Consider the following 24,064-nt stretch of genomic DNA (forward strand, 5'->3'; position numbering starts at 1 on the left):
TTTTAAAGACTAGCCAGCGCACACGATTAATACCATCTGCGAAGGGGGTAATTTTAGGGCAGGAATATTTAAATGAAATAAAACAGTGGGGAAAAGGGAAAATAAAACGTAAAGAAAAGAGCGGGTGATGATTTTCACCACCCGTTAAACACCGGGCCGCACTGCGTAAACGATTGCGTAGCCCGGCTAAAAAAATAGCGTCCGGTTAGTCCAGTTTTACACCGATACGATGCGCGACTTCTTCGTACGCTTCGATCAGGCCACCCAGACTCTGGCGGTAACGGTCTTTATCCATCTTGTTCAGGGTTTCTTTATCCCACAAGCGGCTGCCGTCCGGGGAGAATTCATCACCCAGCACAACTTCACCCTTGAAAAGACCGAACTCCAGTTTGAAATCGACCAGGATAAGACCCGCATCGTCAAACAGTTTGCTCAGAACGTCGTTCGCTTTGTAGCTCAGTTCTTTCATGCGCGCGAGGTTTTCCTCGTTCACCCAGCCAAAGGTCTTGCAGTAAGACTCATTAATCATCGGGTCGTGCATCGCGTCATTTTTCAGGAACAGGTCGAACAACGGCGGGTTCAGTTCCAGACCTTCTTCAATGCCCAGACGTTTTACCAGCGAACCCGCAGCACGGTTACGGATAACGCATTCAACCGGGACCATATCCAGTTTTTTCACCAGCACTTCGGTGTCAGACAACAGGCGTTCCATTTGCGTTGGGATACCCGCTTCTTCCAGCTTAGCCATGATGAAATGGTTAAATTTGTTATTAACCAACCCTTTACGGTCGAACTGCTCAATACGCTGACCATCCAGTGCTGACGTATCGTTACGGAACTCCAGTACCAGCAGGTCCGGGTTTTCGGTGGTGTAGACGGTTTTCGCCTTGCCGCGATACAACTCAGCTAACTTTTGCATCTTTACTTACTCCAGTGGAAAAAACAGATGTAAAAAGGGGCCGGAGCCCCTTGGTATTATTTTGCGCTGCTCTGACTAAACGCGGCCTGCATGACCGCCACCATCGCGTCGTTCTGCGACTGGCTGAGAGCATGTCCTTTCGGATCAAGGAACTGCAAGCTGCTACGGTTATCCAGATCGCCGACCTGGATTTTGTAATCACCGGAAGTGAGGCCCGGATCTTTCGCACCCAGCGTCTGCCACGCGTCGTCGTTCAGTGGTTTGTAGGTCACGGACAAGGTGCCCTGCGGACGACTGCTGTCGGTAACTTTCATGCCGGCTTTCGCCAGGGCATTTGGCAGGCGATCCCAAACAGTGCCGTAGCTCGCACGAATAATCAGGACCGCTAAACCGGTATCATCCGCGCCGCTCTGGACATCAATCTCACCCACGCGACGGTTGTCGAGGCGTGCCTGAGTATCCTGCTGGACTTTATCAAGATTTGCCGTGATGGCGTTCATCATCTGGCTGTTGTAACGCTGGATTTCAGCTGTCGTTGTGACCGCCTTATCCTGCTGTTTCAGCTCAAGCGTTTTCACGGTCAGCGCTAACTGGTAGCTCTGCTTTTTCACGCTGATCTGATAACGGCCCTGATACTGGAAGTCTTCATCTGCACGATTCCAGCTAACGAAATCAGTGGTCAGAGTCTGGTTAGCGTCATCGCGGTTAGCAATTTTGTAGTTATTTTGCTCAACGGCTTTCACTACGCTGTTCCACAGATCACGGTTTTGTGGCGTATTTTCCAGCAGCACTGTACTGGAATCACCAGAGAACTGGGTCTGAGAACCGTTCAGTAAGGCCAGTGGCTGGGACGGCGGACGAATGTCGAGTTGCTTACCGACTGCGCCTTGCATCGCGCCAGCCTGGATGTCATACGTTCCGTTCTGAACCGGTAAAATCATACCAGCCGGCGCTTTCAGTTCATGCAGCGCAGCGGCGTCCAGATAGGACTCATCGCCACTGACCTGGCGCTTATAACGTTGATCGCTTGAACATGCGGCCAGCAACATAATCAGGGAAACCCCGACCACTTTTGCTACGGCAGACTTCTGCAAATGGGTCATCTGGAAACTATTCTTGTCAAATAAAGAGGCCATCAAATCTTCCTAAGAGTTACAGCAAACCGGCGCTTTTTAATGCTTCTTCCACGACCGGACGGGCAGCATCTGTTAACGGCGTCATAGGCAGACGCAGAGTATCGGTTGCCATCAAACCCAGTGCCTTACAGGCCCATTTCACCGGGATTGGGTTTGCTTCTACAAACAAATGCTGATGCAACGGCATCAGGCGCTGATTCAGGCGACGCGCTTCGGCAAACTTACCGGAGGCCGCCAGCTCACAAAGTTGAGCCATTTCACGGGCAGCTACGTTGGCAGTGACGGAAATTACGCCCTTACCACCGAGTTGCATAAAGTCCAGACCGCTGGCGTCATCGCCGCTCAGCAGAATGAAATCTTCATCATCAACCAGCACTTGGATCTGACTAACACGACTTAAGTTCCCTGTTGCCTCTTTAACAGCAACAATATTCTTCAATTTTGCTAAACGCGCGATGGTCGGCGGCAACATATCGCAGCCGGTACGTGAAGGCACGTTATAGAGAATTTGCGGCAGAGAGGTGTTTTCAGCAATCGCTTTGAAATGCTGATACAAGCCTTCCTGCGTCGGGCGGTTGTAATACGGCGTGACTGTCAGGCAGCCAACAACGCCACTTTTTTCAAAGCGTTGTGTAAGAGAAATCGCTTCAGCGGTGGCATTTGCCCCCGTGCCTGCGATAACAGGAATGCGCCCATCGGCCAGTTCCAGCGTCTGAAGCACCACGTCACCGTGCTCTTCATGGCTTAACGTTGCCGACTCGCCGGTCGTGCCAACGGAAACGATCGCCGCAGTACCACTGGACACATGATAATCAATCAGTTTTTTCAGACTCGCGCGATCGACAGCACCTTTGGTGTCCATCGGCGTAACCAGTGCAACAATACTTCCCGTAAACATTGACCTTCCCCTCCACAAACAGGTCACTCATGGTACTTTTGACACGACTGCAAAAGCAAGCAAACAACGAGCGGTAAGCGCTTGTCCGGCGGTTTTTTTTATGTTTACCTTGGGAATACTCCCAGGCACGACAGGAAGACCCAATTTGCCGCAGCCACAACAACATTATCTGGTTATCACCGCATTAGGTGCCGATCGCCCCGGTATCGTGAACACCATCACCCGTCAGGTCAGCAGTTGCGGCTGTAATATCGAAGACAGCCGTCTGGCGATGCTTGGCGACGAATTCACGTTTATCATGCTGCTTTCCGGCAGCTGGAATGCCATTACGCTGATTGAATCCACCCTGCCGCAAAAAGGTGCGGAACTGGAATTATTGATTGTGATGAAGCGTACCAGCGCACATGAACGTCCGCCGATGCCTGCTACGGTTTGGGTGAAAGTGGATGTCAAAGACTCGCCTCATCTGATTGAACGTTTTACAGATTTATTCGATACACATCAGATGAATATCGCCGAACTTGCCTCAAAAACACGTCCGGCAGATGCGACCACGCCAGCGCAGTTGTCTGTCCAGATGACCGCGCACAGTGCCGCCAATACCGATCCGGCAATTATTGAGCAAGCGTTTCATCAGCTATGTACAGAATTGAATGCGCAAGGCAGTATTAACGTCGTTAGTTATTCTGAGAATGAAAATAAACAGCAGTAATCGCTAAGAGATACGGAGAAAGACAATGAGCCCACTGAAAGCCGGTGATCCTGCGCCGCAATTTAGTTTGCCCGATCAAGATGGTGAACAAATTAATCTGGCCGACTTCCAGGGACAGAAAGTCCTGGTCTATTTCTACCCAAAAGCCATGACTCCGGGTTGCACCGTGCAAGCCTGTGGTCTTCGCGACAACATGGATCAGTTGAAAAACGCAGGCGTTGAAGTGCTGGGGATCAGCACCGATAAGCCGGAAAAACTGTCACGCTTTGCAGAAAAAGAGCTGCTGAACTTCACCTTGTTGTCCGATGAAGATCATCAGGTTTGCGAGCAGTTTGGCGTCTGGGGTGAAAAATCCTTTATGGGGAAAACCTACGATGGCATCCATCGCATCAGCTTCCTGCTCGACGGCAATGGCAAGGTCGAGAAAGTGTTCGACGATTTCAAAACCACTAATCACCATGACATTGTAATGGCTTACCTGAACGGCAAATGAACCGCAAGGTCACCTTCGCGCCATCACACTCTGTGGCATCAGGCGATGAAAAATAAAAAAGCGCAGACGCGCTTTTTTTTATTACTTCTTAACCGAAATTCACAGACCGTCTAGACGGTTTCGTTTAAGGATTCATCCGGCCAGACGTGAACCACGGCTTTGACCAGCGTTGCCAGCGGTATCGCGAAAAAGACGCCCCAGAAACCCCATAGCCCGCCGAAAACCACGACTGAGAGAATGATCACCAGCGGGTGCAGGTTGACCGCCTCCGAGAACAGGAGCGGCACGATAACGTTGCCGTCTACCCCCTGAACCACCAGATACGCCACAATCAGCGTCCAGAAATCCGCACCAAGCCCCCATTGGAACATCGCGACAATCACCACCGGAATGGTCACAAGCATCGCACCGATGTAGGGGATTAGCACCGAAATCCCGACCAGCACAGCAAGCAGCAACGAATAACGCAGATCCATGACCCAGAACACCAGGTAGGTCGCGACACCGACGATGATCATTTCCAGCACTTTTCCGCGAATGTAGTTGGTGACCTGCTGATTCATCTCTGCCCACACCTGCCCGGCCAGACCGCGATCGCGTGGCAAAATACGCCGAACGGCGTTGAGCATCTGCTCTTTATCCTTGAGCAAGAAAAACACCATCATTGGCACCAGAATCAGGTAAATCGCCAGCGTCAGTAATCCGACCAGCGACGCCAGCGAATATTTCACCACCGATTCACCCAGCCCTGAAAGCTTGCTGCGCAGATTTTCGGCCATCATATCGATGATGCCCGCATCCACCAGCGCCGGATAACGTTTGGGCAAGGTAGCGGCAAAATCGTAAAAACGGTTAAGCATACTCGGTAAATCGGCCAGAAAATTGACGCCCTGCTGCCAGGTCACCGGCGCAACCACAAACATGCCGAGCAGTAAAATACCGGCGAAAATAATCAGCACCACACTGACGGCCAGGGTGCGCGAAAGCCCGATGTGTTGCAGCCGCACCGTCGGCCACTCCAGTAAATACGCCAGCACAATCGCCACTAAAAGCGGTGCCAGAATGCCGTTAAGAAAATAAAGAATACAGAAACCCGCCACCAGAATAGCCAGCAGCGCGATAGCCTGCGGGTCCGTAAAGCGGCGGCGATACCATTGCAATAACATGTCCAACATCGTGGGAACACTCCTGTAAATTCCGGGTCTGGCGGGTTTGCGCTGTTTGTTCCCTGCGCGCTCAGACACAATTAACTATCTTCATATCTCTTTGTCACACAACTGTCGCTGCGGAGTGTTTTAAACTCTCACGAGGATAGCTACTATAGAGAGCAGCGGAAAGAAAAGCGTCACAAAATAACAATGTGGCCAACAGTTCATGGACGAAAGGCTCTTAATGCTTATCGGCATCGCGGTTAACTTATTGGGAAGCAAATGTTTATGGTTATGCGGTTGAAAAAAACGGTGATCGCTTTGTGCCTGGGCAGCCTGTTTACTGGCACAGTCCTCCCCGCAGGAGCCGACGACAGTTCATTCTGGTCGACGCCCGTTGGTTCTTCATCCCAAAATACCCGTTCGGCTTCCGCCCCGGCGACGAGCGATCAGCTTCCCGACATCGGCACCACGGCGGGCGGGACGCTCAGCATTAATCAGGAATTGCAGATGGGCGATTTTTACGTCCGTCAGATGCGCGCCAGCACCCCGCTGATAAACGATCCGTTGCTGAATCAATATATTAATGCGCTGGGACAACGTCTGGTCGCCCACGCATATTCCGTCCGCACCCCTTTCCATTTCTTTATCGTCAATAACGATGAGCTGAACGCCTTTGCCTTCTTTGGCGGCAACGTGGTACTTCACTCCTCGCTGTTCCGTTATACCGATAACGAAAGCCAGCTGGCTTCCGTCATGGCGCACGAAATTTCTCACGTTACGCAGCGCCATCTGGCGCGTGCGATGGAAGATCAGCAGCGTAACGCGCCGCTGACGTGGGTCGGTGCGCTCGGGTCGATTCTGCTGGCGATGGCCAGCCCGCAAATGGGGATGGCGGCACTGACCGGCACACTTGCCGGGACGGCGCAGGGGATGATCAGTTTTACGCAGGCCAACGAACAGGAAGCCGACCGCATCGGGATTCAGGTGTTGCAACGCTCCGGCTTTGACCCGCAGGCGATGCCTGCTTTCCTGCAAAAGCTCGCCGATCAGGCCAGTTACTCGACCCGCCCGCCGGAAATGCTGCTGACGCACCCGCTGCCTGACAGCCGTCTCGCCGATATCCGTAACCGCGCCAACCAGATGCCGCACCTGTTTGTGCAATCGTCTCAGGATTACGTGATGGCAAAAGTGCGTATCCTCGGCATGTACGGCTCTGAAAGTTATCCGCTGACCGATGATTATCTGCAAAAGCTGGGTAACGGTAATATTCGCGAACAACTGGCGGCGAAATACGGCCATGCTTTACAACTCTACAAAGCAAAGAAATTCGATCAGGCGCGCGCCGTACTTGAGCCGCTGCTGGCCACTTATCCGGGCAACGAATGGTTGCTCGACTTATCCACCGATAATGATATCGACAGCAAACGCGCTCCGCAGGCTATCGCTCGTCTGGAGCAGGCCGGTGCGGCCACCAGTTCCAACCCCGTTTTACAGCTGAACCTGGCGAATGCCTATCTGGAAGGCGCGAAACCGGCGAACGCCATGAAAATCCTGAACCGTTATACGTTCAATTATCCGGGCGATCCGAATGGCTGGGATTTATTGTCTCAGGCCGCCGCTGCGCAAGGCTTGCGTGCGCAGGAACTGGCCGCCCGCGCTGAAAGTATGGCGCTGGTCGGGCGTCTGGATCAGGCGATTGAAATGCTGAGTAACGCCAGCGCATTGCAAAAATTAGGCAGCCTCGAGCAGGCCCGTTACGACGCACGCATTGATCAGCTCCGCCAGTTACAGGGGCGTTTCCGTCAGTATCAGAAAGGCTGATGTCAGAATCTGTGAGGGAGAAAGTTATGTCAGGTGAAGTTACGATTTACCACAATCCGCGCTGCTCAAAGAGCCGGGAAACGTTGAAATTACTGGAAGATGAAGGCATTACGCCGGACGTCATCCTGTATCTGGACACGCCTCCGTCTGTTGAAACGTTGCAAGATTTGCTGAAAAAGCTGGGTTTCAGTTCTGCACGTGAGCTGATCCGCAAAGGCGAAGAGATTTATAAGACACTGAATCTTGGCGATGAAAGCCTGAGTGAAGCCCAGCTCTTACAGGCGATGGTAGAAAACCCGAAACTGATTGAACGTCCGATCGTTATTGCCAACGGCAAAGCACGTTTAGGCAGACCGCCGGAACAGGTGAAAGCCATTTTGTAATCCCCCGCGTCAAATTCGGGTTCGTCACACGAGCCCGGATCTTCTCAGGTTTACAGCCCCAGAATTTCTTTCACAAACGGGATCGTAAGTTTTCGCTGCGCGTTTATCGACGCACGATCCAGCTGATCTAACGTCATAAACAACGTCCGCATTTCGCGATCCAGACGTTTTAACAGGAAACGACCCACATCTTCCGGTAATTCAAACCCGCGCAGTTTAGCGCGCAGCTGTAATGCCTGAAGTTTTTCTTCATCGGAGAGTGGCTGAAGTTTGTAAATTTGGCCCCAGTCGAGGCGAGAAGCCAGATCCGGCAGGCTGAGATTCAGCTGGCGCGGAGGACGATCGCCGGTAATAAACAGACGCGTGCGACCGGTTTCAAGAATGCGGTTATAGAGATGGAAAACGGCCGCTTCCCATTCATCATCCCCGGCAATCCCTTCGATATTATCAATGCAAACCAGCGCCAGATGCTCCATGCCGTCCAGAACTTCGGGAACGAAATACGCGCGCTTGTCTAATGGCACATAACCCACGGCTTCACCACGTTGCGATAATTCGGCGCAGGCTGCGTGTAAAAGATGGCTGCGGCCGCCGCCTTCGCGGGACCAGAAATAGATATACGTGCCGTGTTCCTGATGCAATGCGGTCTGAATCGCAGAAAGCAGAGAAGAGTTTTCTCCCGGATAAAAACTGGCAAACGTTTCATCATCGGGCAGATAAAGTGGCAGGGAAAGCTGTGCCGGCGTATTCAGAAGCACCTCAAACAAAGCGGCATGAAGGCCGCAGATGTTGTCACGTCAATAAAAGGAACTGCCGAATTCTAGCAAGGATCCGCGGTGAAATGAACTATGCCAGGTGCAACCGCTTGCGATCCGAACACCTGACCGGTTGCGCGCAGGCAAACCGGTCAGGAGGGATCACCGTCAGACCGGCGGATTTTCCCGCTCGTCTTCGACATCAATGATCTGTTCTTCACCACGGAAAATCTCGATCACTTTGAACAACAGGCTCAGGAAAATACCGACGATCGTCGCCAGTGCCATGCCTTTCAGCTCCGCCGCACCGACGTGGATCTTCGCGCCGCTGACGCCGATGATCAGGATCACCGCAGTCAAAATCAGGTTCTGCGCTTTGTTGTAATCCACTTTAGATTCAATCAGCACGCGGATACCGGATGCGCCAATTACGCCGTACAACAGCAGGGAAACGCCGCCCATCACCGGAACCGGAACCGCCTGGATCGCCGCAGCCAGTTTCCCGATACAGGAAAGCAGGATCGCCAGAATCGCGGCGCCGCCAATAACCCAGGTGCTGTAAACCTTGGTGATCGCCATCACGCCGATGTTTTCGCCGTAAGTGGTATTTGGCGTAGAACCGAAGAAACCGGATAACACTGTAGACAGGCCGTTTGCCAGCATGGAACGGTGCAGGCCCGGATCACGCAGTAAATCTTTCTTCACAATGTTCGCCGTCACGACTAGATGCCCGACGTGCTCGGCAATAACCACCAGCGCCGCAGGCAAAATGGTCAGGATCGCGACCCATTCGAAACGCGGTGTGTAGAAGGTTGGCAGAGCAAACCAGTGCGCGCTTGCAATCGCAGAAACATCCACAACGCCCATAAAGAAGGACAGCGCATAGCCTACCAGCACGCCAATCAGAATCGGGATAATCGCCAGGAATCCACGGAACAGCACGGAGCCCAGAATGGTCACCGATAGCGTCACCAGAGAGATGATGATGGTAGTGGAATCCACCGGCGCGCCGTCGGCAGGCAGCAAACCGGCCATATTGGCGGCCACACCGGCCAGCTCGAGACCGATGACGGCAACGATTGCGCCCATCGCCGCAGGCGGGAACATCACGTTAATCCAGCCAATCCCGGCTTTTTTAACAATCAGCGCCACCAGGCAGAACAACAGACCGCAGGCAATAAATCCGCCCAGCGCCACTTCATACCCCATCGGCAACAGCAACAGCACCGGTGAAATGAACGCGAAGCTTGAACCCAGGTATGCCGGAATTTTCCCTTTACAGACAAATAAATACAGCAAAGTCCCTATGCCATTGAACAACAGCACCGTTGCCGGGTTAATTTTGAAAAGAATGGGAACCAGAACGGTGGCACCAAACATGGCAAACAGATGCTGGAAACTCAGGGGGATTGTCTGCAGTAAAGGCGGACGCTCGCTTACCCCGATGACACGACGGGTCATAAATTGATCCTCTGTGAATGATGACGAGTAAAAAAAAATCAAAAAAAAGCCGACTTCTCAGTCGGCTGCTTGCTGCTTACTTGGTACCAAATATCTTATCGCCCGCATCGCCGAGCCCCGGCATGATGTAGCCTTTCTCGTTGAGCCCCTGATCCACCGAGGCGGTGTAAAGCTCGACGTCCGGGTGCGCAGCTTCGAGAGCGGCTATCCCTTCCGGTGCCGCCACCAGCACCAGCACTTTAATGCTCTGGCAGCCTGCTTTTTTCAGGAGATCGATAGTGGCGATCATGGAGCCGCCAGTTGCCAGCATCGGGTCAACCACCAGCGCCAGACGTTCTTCGATGTTAGAAACCAGCTTCTGGAAATACGGCACAGGCTTCAGGGTTTCTTCATCGCGGTAGACACCCACCACGCTGATACGCGCGCTTGGTACGTGTTCCAGTACGCCTTCCATCATGCCCAGACCGGCACGCAGGATCGGCACAACAGTAATTTTCTTGCCCTTGATCTGATCGATTTCAACCGGACCACACCAGCCTTCGATAGTGACTTTTTCAGTTTCTAAATCGGCAGTGGCTTCATATGTCAGAAGACTACCCACCTCAGAAGCCAGCTCGCGAAAACGTTTCGTGCTGATGTCGTTTTCACGCATCAGGCCCAGCTTGTGTTTCACCAGCGGGTGTTTCACCTCGACGATCTTCATTATTTATTCTCCTAAGGTGGTTGGGCTGCAAAAAAAAATCGCGAGATTATAACGCCATTTTTTTTGAACGCCATACGAAATAGCCTGATCTGGATCATCAGGAACTCGGTTAGAGTATAGACAGCCCAAAAACATCATCCGAATAAGGCGCTCGCAAACGTTTGCCTCCGCTGTTAGAATTGCCGCGCATTATTCTTCAACCACCAACCCAAACCGCCGTGGGGACTTCGCAGTGACCGACAAAACCTCTCTCAGCTATAAAGACGCAGGCGTAGATATCGATGCCGGTAACGCATTGGTAGATCGCATTAAAGGTGTAGTAAAACAGACCCGTCGCCCGGAAGTTATGGGTGGATTGGGCGGTTTTGGTGCTCTCTGCGCGCTGCCGCAAAAATATCGTGAACCCGTGCTGGTTTCGGGTACCGACGGCGTTGGCACCAAGCTGCGTCTGGCAATGGATTTAAAACGCCACGATACCATCGGTATCGACCTGGTCGCGATGTGCGTCAACGACTTGATCGTTCAGGGCGCTGAACCGCTGTTCTTCCTCGATTACTACGCCACCGGCAAACTGGACGTCGACACCGCCGCCAGCGTGATCACCGGTATTGCAGAAGGCTGTAAGCAGTCTGGCTGTGCGTTAGTGGGCGGCGAAACTGCTGAAATGCCGGGGATGTACCACGGCGAAGATTACGACGTCGCGGGCTTTTGCGTCGGCGTGGTGGAAAAATCAGAAATTATCGACGGCAGTAAAGTCGCAGACGGCGACGTGCTGATCGGGCTCGCCGCCAGTGGTCCGCATTCCAACGGCTACTCACTGGTACGCAAAATTCTGGAAGTCAGCAAAACCAATCCGGAAACCACCGATCTGGCGGGTAAATCTCTGGCCGATCATTTGCTGGCACCAACAAAAATTTACGTGAAATCGATCCTGAACCTGATCGAGAACGTCGAGGTGCACGGTATCGTCCACCTGACCGGCGGCGGCTTCTGGGAAAATATTCCGCGCGTTCTGCCGGAAAACACTCAGGTCATCATTGATGAATCTAGCTGGCAATGGCCGGATGTCTTTTCCTGGCTGCAAACCACCGGGAACGTCAGCCGACACGAAATGTACCGTACCTTCAACTGTGGCGTCGGCATGCTGGTAGCCCTTCCGGCTGAGCTGGCAGAACAGGCGATTGCTTTACTGAACGAGAATGGCGAAAAAGCGTGGAAAATTGGCTACATTAAAGCCTCTGACTCCGCTGAACGTGTTGTCATCCAGTAATTCAACTCACTGAAAACAGGTATAGAAATGAAAAGGATTGTGGTTCTGGTATCGGGCGAGGGAAGCAATTTACAGGCCCTGATCGATGCCTGCCAGCACGGAAGAATCAACGCTGAAATCTGCGCTGTTTTCAGTAATAAATCCGCCGCTTACGGGCTTGAAAGAGCCCGTTCCGCTAACATTCCAGCGCACGCGCTGGATGTGAAAGCCTACGAAGATCGCGCTGCGTTTGACGTCGCACTGGCTGATGCCATCGACACATTCCAACCTGATCTGGTGGTGCTGGCGGGTTATATGCGTATCCTGACTGCCGAATTCGTCCAGCGCTTTGCCGGACGAATGATCAACATCCACCCTTCCCTGTTACCGAAATATCCGGGTCTTCACACTCACCGTCAGGCGATTGAAAATCAGGATACTGAACACGGCACATCTGTGCATTTTGTTACTGAGCAGCTCGATGGCGGCCCGGTCATTTTGCAGGCAAAAGTCCCGGTGTTTAGCGAGGACACAGAAGAAGAGCTGGTTGCGCGAGTTCAGACGCAGGAGCACAACATTTATCCGCTGGTAGTCAGCTGGTTTGTTGACGGACGTCTGTCCCTGCAAAACGGCCAGGCGTTAATGGATAACAATCCACTGCCTGAACAGGGTTATGCGGCGGATTAATCTGCATAAACGCGATGATTTCACTATAAACCGGCCTCGTGCCGGTTTTTTATTTCCTGACATTTGACACTTGTTTACATTTCAGCCGATATAATACCCATCCCGGCGCACGTTTAAACGTCGTTTGTGCGCCGACCTTCATCTGAAACACGGTTGTTTCAGATCTTATATTCACGAAGGTTACCTCAGGTAAAACGGCTTTTTGATTTTTTGAGGAACACCCCATGTTTAGCAATAACAGCGTCAGATTACGTCCACTGGAAAAGGATGATCTGTCGTTTGTTCACCGTCTTGATAATAACGCCAGCATTATGCGTTACTGGTTTGAAGAGCCTTACGAGGCGTTCGTCGAACTGACTGATCTCTATAACAAACATATTCATGACCAAAGCGAGCGTCGCTTTATTATTGAATTCCAGGGCGGGCCGGTCGGATTAGTCGAACTGGTCGAAATTAATCATATTCACCGCCGTGCGGAGTTCCAGATAATTATCGACCCGCAGCATCAGGGCAAAGGCTTTGCCGGTGATGCTGTCCGTCTGGCCATGGATTATGCCTTCTCGGTTCTGAACCTCTATAAGCTGTATTTAATCGTCGACAAAGAAAATAAAAAGGCAATTCATATTTACAGCAAACTCGGGTTCGAACTTGAAGGTGAACTGAAGCAGGAATTCTTTGTGAACGGCGAATATCGCAGTGCCATCCGCATGTGTATTTTCCAGCCGCAGTTCCTGGCGAAATACAAAACCAAGCCCGTTCAGGTTAAACCTGAAACTCTGATTGGTGCCAGCGCCGTCTGATTTCTCATAAATACCTTACCGGTGAGGGCAACAATGTCCTTCACCGGTAAGGCTTTTCCCGCTTTTTTCCCACATTTATTCTCTCCGCAGAAACTCTCCTGAATTCATCCCCTGTAGTGTTGGACTTTCCTGTCAATCTTTCGCAATATTGGTAGTAGACACTAGGCCCTCTCACAAAAGGCTTCCTGTTACGTCCGGCATCGAAACACGCGGGCAACATGAAGATCACGTTGAGCTAAATTGTGGTGTTTTCAGGCAAATTTGCCTGTATGGGCCAGGTTGTAAGCCAAATGAACGGAGTGAAAATGGGTCAGGAAAAGCTTTATATCGAGAAAGAACTAAGCTGGCTGTCCTTCAATGAGCGCGTCTTGCAGGAAGCGGCAGACAAAAGTAATCCCCTGATCGAAAGGATGCGTTTTTTAGGGATTTATTCCAATAACCTGGATGAGTTTTACAAAGTCCGCTTTGCCGATTTGAAACGGCGGATCCTCATCAGTGAGGAGCAGGGTTTTCTTGGCGCGTCTCGTCATTTACTGAAAAAAATTCAGGCAAAAGTACTGCGCATTGATCAGGAATTTGACAGTCTCTACAACGATTTACTGCTGGAAATGGCACGTAATCAAATTTTCCTGATTAACGAGCGTCAGGTGTCGGAAAACCAGCAAGCCTGGTTGCGTCAGTATTTCAGACATCAGTTGCGCCCGCACATTACGCCGATTCTTATCAATCATGACACCAATCTGGTGCAGTTCCTCAAAGATGACTACACCTATCTGGCGGTAGAAATTATCCGTGGCGAAGAGATTCACTACGCCCTGCTGGAAATTCCGTCCGATAAAGTCCCGCGCTTTGTTAACCTTCCGCCGGAAGCACCACGCCGTCGCAAGCCGATGATCCTGTTGGATAACATTCTGCGTTATTGCCTGGATGACATTTTCAAAGGCTTCTTCGACTACGATACGCTGAATGCCTATTCGATGAAAATGACCCGAGACGCCGAATACGATCTGGTCACGGAAATGGAATCGAGCCTGCTGGAATTAATGTCTTCGAGCCTGAAACAGCGCCTGACCGCTGAGCCGGTACGTTTTGTTTATCAGCGCGACATGCCGGATGAAATGGTGGAATTACTGCGCGGAAAACTCGGCATCTCCAACTACGATTCGGTGATCGCCGGTGGCCGTTACCATAATTTCAAAGATTTCATTGGCTTCCCGAATGTCGGCAAAGCCAATCTGGTCAACCGCCCGCTGCCACGTCTGCGTCATTTGTGGTTCGATAAATTCCGTAACGGCTTTGCCGCCATTCGCGAACAGGACGTGTTGCTTTATTACCCGTACCACACGTTTGAGCACGTTCTGGAACTGCTGCGTCAGGCATCGTTTGATCCGAACGTTTTATCGATAAAAATCAATATCTACCGCGTAGCGAAAGATTCACGCATTATTGAATCGATGATTCACGCCGCGCATAACGGCAAGAAAGTGACGGTTGTTGTTGAGTTGCAGGCGCGATTTGATGAAGAAGCCAACATTCACTGGGCGAAACGTCTGACAGAAGCCGGTGTTCACGTTATTTTCTCTGCGCCAGGTTTGAAAATTCACGCAAAACTCTTTCTTATCTCGCGTCGCGAAGGCGATGAAATTGTCCGCTATGCTCATATTGGGACGGGTAACTTTAACGAGAAAACCGCGCGGCTTTATACCGACTATTCGCTGCTGACCGCCGATGCGCGTATCACCAACGAAGTCCGCCGTGTCTTCAACTTTATTGAAAATCCTTACCGCCCGGTATCTTTCGAGCATCTGATGGTGTCACCGCAAAACTCGCGCGACATGCTTTACCGGCTGATCGACAAAGAGATCGCCAACGTGCAGGCCGGCGGAACGGGCGGTATCACGTTGAAGATTAACAATCTGGTGGATAAAGGACTGATTGATCGTCTGTACGTCGCGTCGAATGTCGGCGTCAAAATCCGCCTGCTGATCCGCGGCATGTGTTCACTGGTGCCCAATTTACCCGGCTTCAGCGAAAACATTCAGGTCACCAGTATCATTGACCGCTATCTGGAACATGATCGCGTTTATGTCTTTGAAAATGGTGGAGATACCAAAGTCTACCTGTCTTCTGCCGACTGGATGACCCGAAATATCGATTACCGCATTGAAGTGGCTGTCGCCCTGCTCGACCCGCGTCTTAAACAGCGCGTTCTGGACATTCTTGAATTACTGTTCAGCGACACGGTAAAAGCCAGAGTGATTGATAAAGAACTGAGCAACCGGTATGTTCCACGCGGAAATCGCCGCAAAGTACGTGCACAACTGGCGATTTACGAATATCTCAAAGATCTGGAACAACAAAGTCAGCAAGCCTGAACCCCTGGAGCGTTACACGACTATGCCCCTTAAAAGCAGCCCATTGAATGCCAAGCCACAGGAAATTGCTGCGATCGACCTTGGGTCGAACAGTTTCCATATGGTGATCGCACGCGTCGTTAACGGCGCATTGCAGGTGCTGGGACGCCTGAAACAACGCGTTCACCTGGCTGATGGCCTCGACAATAAAAATGTGCTCAGTGAAGAAGCCATTCAACGCGGGCTGGATTGCCTGGCTTTATTCGCTGAACGCCTGCAGGGTTTTCCGGAAAATAACGTCACTATCGTGGGAACCCACACGTTACGTCAGGCGGTGAATGCAGAGGAATTCCTCAAGCGCGCCGCCCAAGTGATCCCTTATCCGATTGAAATTATTTCCGGTCAGGAAGAAGCGCGTCTGATTTTTATGGGCGTTGAGCACACGCAGCCGGAAAAAGGCCGCAAGCTGGTGGTCGATATTGGCGGCGGTTCAACTGAACTGGTCATCGGTGAAGATTTTGAGCCGTTGCTGGCCGAAAGCCGCCGTATGGGCTGCGTCAGTTTTGCACAGATGTTTTTCCCCGGAGGCGAAATCAGCCGCAGCAATTTCAAACGTGCGCAACTCGCAGCCGCCCAGAAGCTGGAAACGCTGGCGTGGCAGTATCGTCTGCAAGGCTGGCAGTATGCGCTGGGCGCGTCAGGCAGCATCAAAGCGGCTCATGAAGTGCTGGTTGAAATGGGTGAGAAAGACGGTCTGCTCACCCCTGAACGGCTGGAAATGCTGACCGAAGCGGTGCTGAACTTCAAGAATTTCAGCGCGCTGGATCTTCCGGGTTTATCAGAAGATCGCAAGTCGGTCTTCGTCCCCGGTCTGGCGATTCTTCGTGGGGTATTCGATGCGCTGGCGGTGAAAGAATTACGTCTTTCCGACGGTGCGCTGCGTGAAGGCGTGCTATATGAAATGGAGGGTCGTTTTCGCCATCAGGATATCCGTACCCGCACGGCCAAAAGTCTGGCAGAACATTACAATATCGACCGGGAACAGGCGCGCCGCGTGCTGGAAACCACCGAACAGTTGTATGCCCAATGGCTGGCGCAAAATACCAAACTGGTACAGCCGCAGTTGGAATCTCTGCTCAAATTCAGCGCCATGTTGCATGAAGTGGGCCTGAGCATTAATCATACCGGTATGCACAAGCACTCTTCTTATATCCTGCAAAATACCAATTTGCCGGGCTTTAATCAGGAACAGCAAACACTGCTGGCCACGCTGGTGCGTTACCACCGTAAAGCCATCAAGCTCGAAGAACTGCCGCGCCTGAATTTGTTTAAGAAGAAGCATTACATTCCGTTGATTCAGCTGTTGCGCCTGGGTGCGTTACTCAACAATCAGCGGCAGTCGACGACCACACCGGAATCCCTGCGCTTGTCGACCGATGATAATCACTGGACGCTGCGTTTCCCCGCCGGATATCTGGCGCAGAACAACCTGGTTCAGCTCGATTTCGAACGCGAACAAAGCTACTGGAATGATGTGACAGGCTGGAAACTGATGCTTGAAGAAGAAGACGCTGAGCCTTCTAAAAAATAAAGCCGTCTGAATCAAAAAGCCCTCTGACATTTTCTGCTCAGAGGGCTTTTTACTTTTCAATATTCTGCGTAATCAGCTTTTTGGAAATTCCAGCAATGTCGCCAGAGGCTGGGGTTTACCTACCAGATATCCCTGCATATAATCCACGCCCAGCGCATGCAGCGCTGCTTTTTGTTCTTCGGTTTCCACATATTCCGCCACAATCGACAGATGTTTCATCCGGGCCACCTGACAAATTGACTGGACGATGTAACCGTCCAGCGGATCCGTCAGCATATTACGTACAAAGCTGCCGTCAATTTTAAGGATATCGGCCTGAATCGCCTTGAGGCGGCCATAACTGGCGTAACCGGTACCGAAGTCGTCAATGGCAATCCGGCAGCCGTAGGAACGCAGTTCGCGCATGGCATAATCCGCGTATTTCATGTTCTGCAATAAATGCGACTCCGTGACCTCTAACACAATCTGGTACGGTTCGACCTCGTATTCCAGCATCAGCGTTTTAAAATCACGTGTAAACGTCGGGCGACACAACGTAGAAGGCGTAAAGTTTACAGCAAAACGCAGGCTGGGAAGGCGCGTGCGATTTTGATTTATAAACATCAACGTATGCCGCAAAACCCAAATATCCATCTGATAAGAAAGACCGAATTCATGCACAACAGGCAGGAATTTATCCGGTGTCACCAGCGACTCCTGTTCACCGTCAAACAGGCGCAGAAGAATTTCATGATAGCTGTCACCGCGCACGCCGAGTATCGGCTGCGCCATCAGTACAAAACGGTTGTCATCGAGCGCGCGCTGGATTTTATGCAGCATATCGACTTTCTCTTTGATCTCCAGTTGTACCTGGCTGTGGTCGCTCTTGTTGGATTCAGGCTGCCCGGTGGTCAGGGAAACTTCTGCGATACCACTGAGTTCGCCCAGTAATATCGGCAAATGCTCAACCGGCGAGTAAACGGTGCAATACGATAAACCGATATTGGGATGCAGCGGCAGTCCGTTCCAGATCAGCCTGAAATCTTCCAGATAGTCATGCAGATTCTGAAGTTTTGTATCAGCTTCTTCGCAATTTAAGCGCAGAACCAGATCATATCCCGGCAGATGGTAAACCCGCTCACCGTTCTGAAGATAAGGGTTCAGTCCCATTGCCAGTTGCTGTTTGAACTGGATACGCAATTGCATACCGTAGTTGCGGCTCAGCACATCCATGTCCGAAACGCGGATGAAACACAGCATTGAACGCGGGAACCGGGCTAAATCGCGGTTAAACGCACGCAAGTTCGGCAGGCCAAACACCGGATCATGTAATGCAGCAGCACTGAATTTTTTCATCAGCAGCCGCTGACGGGAAGAAATTACCGACATCAGCAGCAGCGTCACGGTATAAACCAGCATCAACGCTGAAACAAAGACCAGGTTATGGATAAACCCGTGATCGGAGATAAACCCCTGATAGTTATTAAATAAAATGGTGAGCGTAATCGTCCACACGATACTGATGAAGTAGTATCCGTAGCGCAGTGCGCCGAACAACAGCACCGGGAACAGCAGCGTCAGCGTATAGTCACTGAGCAGAATCTTGGCAAACGGTTCACTCAGCCCCGTCAGACACAGTAATGTCACCATGACCGCCAGGACAGCAAACCACAGTACCATTTCGGGAGATTTCACGCCCGGTGCGCGCTGTTTTCTCAGCATCATGCGCAATACGCGGAAATAACGCGGCTGGCGTATCAGCCGGATAACCAGATAGATGAGGTGTGAGTTAAGCAGGATGCCCAGAATCATCGCCTGAAAATTCACCAGCGTCCTGAGCGTTACGAATTCGGAGGTTGCCATGCCCAGATAACCCGGTAAAAGCCCGCTTTCCACGACAATCTGCAACACAATGATAAAAAATACGGTCAGGAAAATCAGCAGCCAGCTGACGCGAACGCGTGCCAACGTCATCAGCCCGAGCGGCGCGGACCAGCGGCTTCCGGCCTGCCAGCGATACCCTAACCATGCCAGAAACAGTGACGTGAAATAAATCACCGTCATCAGCACACTCATTTCAAAACCAATCCGCAGGTAATAGCGCAGGAAAAGCGCCAGGACAATGCCGGGAAAAGCCGCCCAGTCGAAAACCATTAACAAGGCTACACATGTTGCCAGCGGCATATAGATAAGATAAGTACGGCCTTCGGGCAGCATAATGATTGGCGAAAGCCATGACGTCACTGGAATTAAAACCAGCGCGCAAATAACAGGAAGCCCCCACCATTTGTGGCGCAAGTCATTCCAGGAGAAATTTTTATGCATCAAGTCCATCTACGTTTTGCGCATGAACTTCATGCAGCAGTGAATGAGTTAAGGTGTAACCGACGTCAGGCTGTCCGGCAACAGTGGCGACAGCTCCGCTCTCAAGTATCGTTGTAAAAATGTCATTTCACAGAACAGAAAAGTGCGGAAGAAAAGAATACAGCGGACGAAAGCAGGTCGCAGGTATTTAAAATATGGCTGGATTCTAATGCGACTTATCTTAAATCCTTTGATGCAGATCATTAAACAGAATCTTTACGAATTTCGCTAAAAAACATCCAAAACAAATTAATCACGCGATGAATGAAACGAAAAATATTATTTTAATTAGGATTATGAAAAAAAAAGAAATTCTGGCGCAGTAGCTACACATCCCGTCATCTTAAAACATTGGTTTTCACTTTTTCCGATTATCTGGTTGCCCGTTTAATTCTGTTATATATTGTAAATATTATCATTTATCTTCTTTCTTTCCCGTCACCGGAGCCTGGATCCACTTAAGCGATCATAACTATGTCTCGAAAATCCAACATCAAGATGACGAAAATCGTTTTATCGATAAGCTTCATTATTTTGTTAGGGCGTCTCGTCTACTCCGCAATCGGCGCGTATTCGCATCATCAGACCCAAAAACAGACCGAAACGCCCGCCGAAGTCAGACCCGATCAGACACCCGATAAAACATGTACCGGCACGCTGAAAAGTTGCCGCTACTTCAAGGAATAAGGATCTCGAATGTCTGCCGAAAAACCTAAGAATTACGGCCAAAAGCTGGCGGAAAGCCGCAGCAGGATCCTCGATCTCCTTCTAAATACAGACCACCTGGCTGAGAGTATTCTGGGCGAAAACCCGGAGATCGACGACAAAACGCGTGCCATGCTGATGGATAACACCGCTGAACTCAGTGCGCGTGTCCAAAAGCTGCACGCGGCGGACGTCGCCGACGTGCTCGAAGCCTTGCCAATTCGTGAACGTCTGGCGCTATGGCGTCTGGTTGACCCGTCCGCGCGCGGTAAAGCGCTGGTCGAAGTTTCAGAAACTGTCTGGGACAGTCTGATCGAAGAAATGAGCGATAAAGACCTGTTGAAAGCCATGTCGCTGCTCGACGTAGACGATCAAGTTTATCTCGCAGAATACCTCCCGCGTGACCTGATTGGCCGGGTTCTGACATCGCTCGATCCGCGCCAGCGCGAAAGAGTCCGCGAGGTCATGAAATTCAGCAAGGAATGCGTGGGCCGTATCATGGATTTTGAGCTGCTGAGCGTCCGCCCGGAGGTCACACTGGGTACCGTGCAGCGCTTTCTTCGGCTGCGTAAAACTATCCCGCAGGCGACGGATAAGTTATTCATTACCGACCGGAAAAATACGTTACTCGGCGAACTTCCGCTGACCACTATTTTGCTGAATCCGCCGCATACGCCAGTTTCTGACGTCATGATCACCGACTTCACCAGCTTTGAACCGGAAGACAAAGCCGAAGACGCGGCCAGCGCGTTTGAACGTTATGACCTGATTACCGCGCCGGTGGTGGATAAAAAAGGCAAACTGATGGGGCGTCTGGCCGTTGAGGAAATTGTCGATTTCGTGAATAACGACACCGACAGCAATCTGCGCCGTATGGGCGGCCTGAGCCCGGAAGAAGATGTGTTTTCGCCTGTCAGCAAAGCCGTGCGAAACCGCTGGGCGTGGCTGGCCATCAATCTTTGTACCGCGTTTATTGCCTCACGCGTGATCGGCTTATTTGAACACACCATTTCGCAGCTGGTTGCCCTTGCCGCGCTGATGCCGATTGTTGCGGGGATTGGCGGCAACACCGGCAACCAGACGATTACCATGATTGTTCGCGGGCTGGCGCTGCACCATGTGCAGTTGGGCAACCTGAAATTTCTGATGTTCAGGGAGCTAGGCGTTGCGCTGATTAACGGTCTGGTCTGGGGCGGGCTGATGGGCGTCGTCACCTGGTTGCTTTACAGCGACTGGCAAATGGGCGCGGTCATGACGCTGGCGATGGTCCTTAATCTGCTGCTTGCCGCGCTGATGGGAGTGATCATTCCCCTGACCATGGTCAGGCTTGGGCGAGACCCGGCGGTAGGTGCGAGCGTGATGATCACCGCGCTGACTGATACCGGTGGTTTCTTTATCTTTCTGGGCCTTGCCACTATTTTCCTGCTTTGACGCACACTTTCCGGCTTTCGGGCCGGAATATTCGTCATCTATTACAACGTAATGTAGAATTTATATTAATAATTCATTGTGATTTTCCGATACTGGTAACATGCCGTCATGCGCGCGGCGATACGTTAAAAATAGAAAAACAGACATCATCGTATTTGTTTGTCATTCGCCGCCGGTCAGAAAAGGGTTTTCATCGTGGAAAGAAGTACACCGCCTTCTCTCATTGTTCACAAGGCAGACTGGAAAGCCCCTCTGCTTTTAGGCGTCTCTATTTGCCTTCTGGCGCTTGCCTGCATGAACATTATTCAGAGGCAGTCCAACCTTGCGGGCTTATGGCTGCCGACGGCGTTACTGATTCCGGTCCTGTTCCATCATCATTTTCGCCAGTGGCTGCCGTTGCTATGCGCCGCTGCACTGGGGATAGCTGCCGCCCACGCGGTGATGGGCACCCCACCCCCGCGTTATCTGCCTTATTTGGTTAATAATCTTATCGAGGCCTCTCTGTGCGCGACATTTTTGCGCCGGATGTTGCCGCAGCAGGATCCGCTTTCCGGTCTGAGTTCCTGGGTGAAGTTTCTGCTGATTGCCGTGGTTTTCTGCCCGCTGGTCAGTTCGGTGATCATGATGCTGTTTATTATGCATATCCATTCACCGGCAGAACTGCAAAGCCGGTTTGCCACCTGGTTTATGTCTGAGGCGGTGGCGATTCTGGCACTCACACCACTGGGGCTGATTTATCAGCGGGATTACTTCACCAAAAACCTCACGTCAAAACGGTTCTTCGAACTGGTCCTGACCCTTATTTTGACGCTGATCGCCGGTTTTCTGGCACTGAAATGGCTGCCCTATACTTTCGCCTTCATCACAATCCCCCTGCTGTGGTGCGCCATCCGTTTGCCGCGCATTGAAGCCTTTATTATTTTCCTGTCGATGACACTGATGATCGCCCTGCTGCATACCAGCGGGATAATCACCGTACAGCCCCATACAACGGTGCAGATCCCTCAGGGGTTAATTTTCCTGCCACTGCTGCTGATCCTGATGCCCGCTAACGCGATGGCAATGGCGATGCATGCCCTGCGCACCGAGAAATCGCATATAACCCAGAGCGAAAACCGTTTCCGCAATGCCATGGAATATTCCGCCATCGGGATGACGCTGGTTTCCCCGCAGGGAAAACTGCTGCAGGTCAACAAGGCGCTGTGCAATTTGCTGGGTTATGAGGCGGAATATCTGACCACGCTGACGTTCCAGGAAATCACCTATCAGGAAGATTTGGGCAAAGACCTCACGCTGTTCCAACAGTTGCTGGACGATGAAATCCAAAGCTACACCATGGAAAAACGCTATTTACGCCGCAACGGTGAAATCGTCTGGGCGTTGCTGGCGGTGTCACTCGTGCGTGATGAGCATCACAACCCGTTGTATTTCATTTCTCAGGTAGAGGATATTAACGAACTCAAGCACACAGAAATGACCAACAAACGGCTGTCAGAAGCGCTGCACGAAGAAAAAGAACTGCTGCACATTACCCTGAATTCGATCAACGAAGCCGTGATTTCCACTGACCGCAATATGAATATTACGTTCATGAACCCGGTGGCGGAAAAAATGACCGGCTGGACAGAACAACAGGCGCAGGGACAACCGGTCAACCGTATCGTCCTGATCAGTAAAGGGCCTGACGGGCCGATGATCGACAACCTGATGCAGTTCGATATTAACGAGAATCTGCACTCTTCCGTCGAACGGTCTTTGGTGCTGCACGGTCATGACACCGGTTTGTTCGATGTTCAGTTAGCGGTTTCCCCGCTACGCACGCTAAAAGATGAACCGATCGGTATCGTGCTGGTGCTTCAGGACGTCAGTAAATCCCGCGAACTGATGCGTAAACTCAGCTACAGCGCGTCCCATGATTTACTGACCGGGCTGGCGAACCGCGGCAGTTTTGAATCAAGCTTGAAAAAAGCGCTGAACCTGACGGCAACGCGTCATCAGGTTCACACTCTGGCGTTTATCGACCTCGACCGCTTTAAGGCCATTAACGACAGCGCCGGTCACGCAGCAGGAGATGAGTTGTTGTGCCAGCTGAGTACGCTGATGCAGGAGCACATCCGCAACAGCGATCGTCTCGCCCGTCTGGGTGGCGATGAGTTTGCGCTGATCCTGTTTGATTGTCCGATGGAACTGGGACTCATCACGGTTCAGCAACTGGTGGATAAGATCAACGCGTATCCGTTTGTGTGGGAAGGGAAAATGTACCGCATTGGTGCCAGCGCCGGGCTGACGCAAATTTGCAATCCGTATGTGAGCGCCAGCGAATTTATGGCGCAGGCCGATATGGCTTGTTATACCGCCAAACGTAACGGGCGCGGGCAGGTTTTCAAATATGAAGCAGATCAGAAAACCGCAACCGCCCACGCGCCGAAACCGCCACAAAACGGTACGGAATAACTTTCGCGTTAAGGGCAA

At 51.5% G+C, this 24,064-nt stretch carries 20 protein-coding genes; 12 read left to right on the plus strand and 8 right to left on the minus strand.

From position 1 onward, the window contains the following. Positions 1-205: 205 nt before the first annotated feature. The 3 genes from purC to dapA are packed head-to-tail and all read right to left on the minus strand — an operon-like array spanning position 206 to position 2,953. Positions 206-919, minus strand: coding sequence for a phosphoribosylaminoimidazolesuccinocarboxamide synthase (gene purC / locus ACM5QY_RS21750; RefSeq protein WP_101075567.1), 714 nt, complete (start codon positions 917-919; stop codon positions 206-208). Positions 920-975: 56 nt separating this feature from the next. After that, positions 976-2,055 carry an outer membrane protein assembly factor BamC gene (gene bamC / locus ACM5QY_RS21755; RefSeq protein ID WP_416122640.1) on the minus strand — a complete coding sequence of 360 codons (1,080 nt, stop codon included), beginning with the start codon at positions 2,053-2,055 and terminating at the stop codon, positions 976-978. Positions 2,056-2,071: 16 nt separating this feature from the next. Further along, positions 2,072-2,953, minus strand: a complete 882-nt coding sequence (dapA, locus tag ACM5QY_RS21760) for a 4-hydroxy-tetrahydrodipicolinate synthase (RefSeq protein WP_416122641.1) — start codon at positions 2,951-2,953, stop codon at positions 2,072-2,074. Between the two features lie 145 nt (positions 2,954-3,098). Between dapA and ACM5QY_RS21765 the strand changes: the two genes are divergently transcribed. Continuing rightward, positions 3,099-3,665 carry a glycine cleavage system transcriptional repressor gene (locus ACM5QY_RS21765; RefSeq protein ID WP_416122642.1) on the plus strand — a complete coding sequence of 189 codons (567 nt, stop codon included), beginning with the start codon at positions 3,099-3,101 and terminating at the stop codon, positions 3,663-3,665. Positions 3,666-3,690: 25 nt separating this feature from the next. Beyond that, entirely contained in the window at positions 3,691-4,158 is a 468-nt protein-coding gene (gene bcp, locus ACM5QY_RS21770; RefSeq protein ID WP_013576555.1) for a thioredoxin-dependent thiol peroxidase, read from the plus strand. A 110-nt stretch (positions 4,159-4,268) separates the two neighbouring features. Here bcp and ACM5QY_RS21775 read toward each other — a convergent pair whose 3' ends face one another. Further along, positions 4,269-5,333 (minus strand): AI-2E family transporter, encoded by a 1,065-nt coding sequence (locus ACM5QY_RS21775; protein WP_416122643.1) that lies wholly within the window; start codon positions 5,331-5,333, stop codon positions 4,269-4,271. Between the two features lie 261 nt (positions 5,334-5,594). Between ACM5QY_RS21775 and bepA the strand changes: the two genes are divergently transcribed. Both bepA and arsC read left to right on the plus strand, forming a co-directional pair. Further along, positions 5,595-7,130, plus strand: a complete 1,536-nt coding sequence (gene bepA, locus ACM5QY_RS21780) for a beta-barrel assembly-enhancing protease (RefSeq protein ID WP_416122955.1) — start codon at positions 5,595-5,597, stop codon at positions 7,128-7,130. A 26-nt stretch (positions 7,131-7,156) separates the two neighbouring features. Further along, positions 7,157-7,513: an arsenate reductase (glutaredoxin) gene (arsC, locus tag ACM5QY_RS21785; protein ID WP_416122644.1), complete on the plus strand. Its 357-nt coding sequence runs from the start codon at positions 7,157-7,159 to the stop codon at positions 7,511-7,513. Positions 7,514-7,563: 50 nt separating this feature from the next. Here the strand turns inward: arsC and hda are convergent, their stop codons facing one another. From hda to upp, 3 genes are all read right to left on the minus strand, one after another. After that, entirely contained in the window at positions 7,564-8,271 is a 708-nt protein-coding gene (hda, locus tag ACM5QY_RS21790) for a DnaA inactivator Hda (protein ID WP_416122956.1), read from the minus strand. A gap of 165 nt (positions 8,272-8,436) precedes the next feature. Then, positions 8,437-9,729 (minus strand): uracil permease, encoded by a 1,293-nt coding sequence (gene uraA / locus ACM5QY_RS21795; RefSeq protein ID WP_416122645.1) that lies wholly within the window; start codon positions 9,727-9,729, stop codon positions 8,437-8,439. Positions 9,730-9,805: 76 nt separating this feature from the next. Further along, a complete protein-coding gene (gene upp, locus ACM5QY_RS21800) occupies positions 9,806-10,432 on the minus strand; it encodes a uracil phosphoribosyltransferase (RefSeq protein ID WP_104922995.1) in 627 nt (208 codons plus the stop codon). 232 nt (positions 10,433-10,664) lie between these two features. Here upp and purM point away from each other — a divergent pair, with 232 nt between their 5' ends. The 5 genes from purM (at position 10,665) to ppx (ending at position 17,113) form a co-directional block, all read left to right on the plus strand. Beyond that, a complete protein-coding gene (gene purM / locus ACM5QY_RS21805) occupies positions 10,665-11,702 on the plus strand; it encodes a phosphoribosylformylglycinamidine cyclo-ligase (protein ID WP_416122646.1) in 1,038 nt (345 codons plus the stop codon). 27 nt (positions 11,703-11,729) lie between these two features. Continuing rightward, positions 11,730-12,368 (plus strand): phosphoribosylglycinamide formyltransferase, encoded by a 639-nt coding sequence (purN, locus tag ACM5QY_RS21810; protein ID WP_416122647.1) that lies wholly within the window; start codon positions 11,730-11,732, stop codon positions 12,366-12,368. A 224-nt stretch (positions 12,369-12,592) separates the two neighbouring features. Continuing rightward, positions 12,593-13,168 carry a spermidine N1-acetyltransferase gene (gene speG, locus ACM5QY_RS21815; RefSeq protein WP_104922998.1) on the plus strand — a complete coding sequence of 192 codons (576 nt, stop codon included), beginning with the start codon at positions 12,593-12,595 and terminating at the stop codon, positions 13,166-13,168. 305 nt (positions 13,169-13,473) lie between these two features. Continuing rightward, a complete protein-coding gene (gene ppk1 / locus ACM5QY_RS21820; RefSeq protein ID WP_416122648.1) occupies positions 13,474-15,543 on the plus strand; it encodes a polyphosphate kinase 1 in 2,070 nt (689 codons plus the stop codon). A 22-nt stretch (positions 15,544-15,565) separates the two neighbouring features. Beyond that, complete coding sequence (gene ppx / locus ACM5QY_RS21825; RefSeq protein ID WP_416122649.1) at positions 15,566-17,113, plus strand: exopolyphosphatase; 1,548 nt, start codon at positions 15,566-15,568, stop codon at positions 17,111-17,113. Between the two features lie 72 nt (positions 17,114-17,185). On the opposite strand, the gene ACM5QY_RS21830 is transcribed toward ppx, so the two are convergent. Next, positions 17,186-19,417: a sensor domain-containing phosphodiesterase gene (locus ACM5QY_RS21830; protein WP_416122650.1), complete on the minus strand. Its 2,232-nt coding sequence runs from the start codon at positions 19,415-19,417 to the stop codon at positions 17,186-17,188. Between the two features lie 513 nt (positions 19,418-19,930). Here ACM5QY_RS21830 and ACM5QY_RS21835 point away from each other — a divergent pair. The 3 genes from ACM5QY_RS21835 to ACM5QY_RS21845 all read left to right on the plus strand — a co-directional run bounded on the left by ACM5QY_RS21835 (position 19,931) and on the right by ACM5QY_RS21845 (position 24,046). Further along, the gene (locus ACM5QY_RS21835; protein ID WP_416122651.1) at positions 19,931-20,143 is read left to right on the plus strand and encodes a YfgG family protein; all 213 of its coding nucleotides are present in this window, start codon (positions 19,931-19,933) and stop codon (positions 20,141-20,143) included. A 9-nt stretch (positions 20,144-20,152) separates the two neighbouring features. Continuing rightward, on the plus strand, positions 20,153-21,592 hold the full coding sequence (mgtE, locus tag ACM5QY_RS21840) for a magnesium transporter (RefSeq protein WP_416122652.1): 1,440 nt from the start codon (positions 20,153-20,155) through the stop codon (positions 21,590-21,592). 195 nt (positions 21,593-21,787) lie between these two features. Then, the gene (locus tag ACM5QY_RS21845; protein WP_416122653.1) at positions 21,788-24,046 is read left to right on the plus strand and encodes a PAS domain S-box protein; all 2,259 of its coding nucleotides are present in this window, start codon (positions 21,788-21,790) and stop codon (positions 24,044-24,046) included. Positions 24,047-24,064: the final 18 nt, after the last annotated feature.

Source organism: Rahnella sp. PCH160, from assembly GCF_047784855.1.
GTDB lineage: Bacteria > Pseudomonadota > Gammaproteobacteria > Enterobacterales > Enterobacteriaceae > Rahnella.

What these genes read in the sequence shown, in the direction of transcription:
- purC (WP_101075567.1), bottom strand. Translation starts at nt 919, where the DNA reads ATGCAAAAGTTAGCTGAGTTGTATCGCGGCAAGGCGAAAACCGTCTAC.
- bamC (WP_416122640.1), bottom strand. Translation starts at nt 2,055, where the DNA reads ATGGCCTCTTTATTTGACAAGAATAGTTTCCAGATGACCCATTTGCAG.
- dapA (WP_416122641.1), bottom strand. Translation starts at nt 2,953, where the DNA reads ATGTTTACGGGAAGTATTGTTGCACTGGTTACGCCGATGGACACCAAA.
- bcp (WP_013576555.1), top strand. Translation starts at nt 3,691, where the DNA reads ATGAGCCCACTGAAAGCCGGTGATCCTGCGCCGCAATTTAGTTTGCCC.
- ACM5QY_RS21775 (WP_416122643.1), bottom strand. Translation starts at nt 5,333, where the DNA reads ATGTTGGACATGTTATTGCAATGGTATCGCCGCCGCTTTACGGACCCG.
- bepA (WP_416122955.1), top strand. Translation starts at nt 5,595, where the DNA reads ATGGTTATGCGGTTGAAAAAAACGGTGATCGCTTTGTGCCTGGGCAGC.
- arsC (WP_416122644.1), top strand. Translation starts at nt 7,157, where the DNA reads ATGTCAGGTGAAGTTACGATTTACCACAATCCGCGCTGCTCAAAGAGC.
- uraA (WP_416122645.1), bottom strand. Translation starts at nt 9,729, where the DNA reads ATGACCCGTCGTGTCATCGGGGTAAGCGAGCGTCCGCCTTTACTGCAG.
- upp (WP_104922995.1), bottom strand. Translation starts at nt 10,432, where the DNA reads ATGAAGATCGTCGAGGTGAAACACCCGCTGGTGAAACACAAGCTGGGC.
- purN (WP_416122647.1), top strand. Translation starts at nt 11,730, where the DNA reads ATGAAAAGGATTGTGGTTCTGGTATCGGGCGAGGGAAGCAATTTACAG.
- speG (WP_104922998.1), top strand. Translation starts at nt 12,593, where the DNA reads ATGTTTAGCAATAACAGCGTCAGATTACGTCCACTGGAAAAGGATGAT.
- ppk1 (WP_416122648.1), top strand. Translation starts at nt 13,474, where the DNA reads ATGGGTCAGGAAAAGCTTTATATCGAGAAAGAACTAAGCTGGCTGTCC.
- ppx (WP_416122649.1), top strand. Translation starts at nt 15,566, where the DNA reads ATGCCCCTTAAAAGCAGCCCATTGAATGCCAAGCCACAGGAAATTGCT.
- ACM5QY_RS21830 (WP_416122650.1), bottom strand. Translation starts at nt 19,417, where the DNA reads ATGCATAAAAATTTCTCCTGGAATGACTTGCGCCACAAATGGTGGGGG.
- ACM5QY_RS21835 (WP_416122651.1), top strand. Translation starts at nt 19,931, where the DNA reads ATGTCTCGAAAATCCAACATCAAGATGACGAAAATCGTTTTATCGATA.
- mgtE (WP_416122652.1), top strand. Translation starts at nt 20,153, where the DNA reads ATGTCTGCCGAAAAACCTAAGAATTACGGCCAAAAGCTGGCGGAAAGC.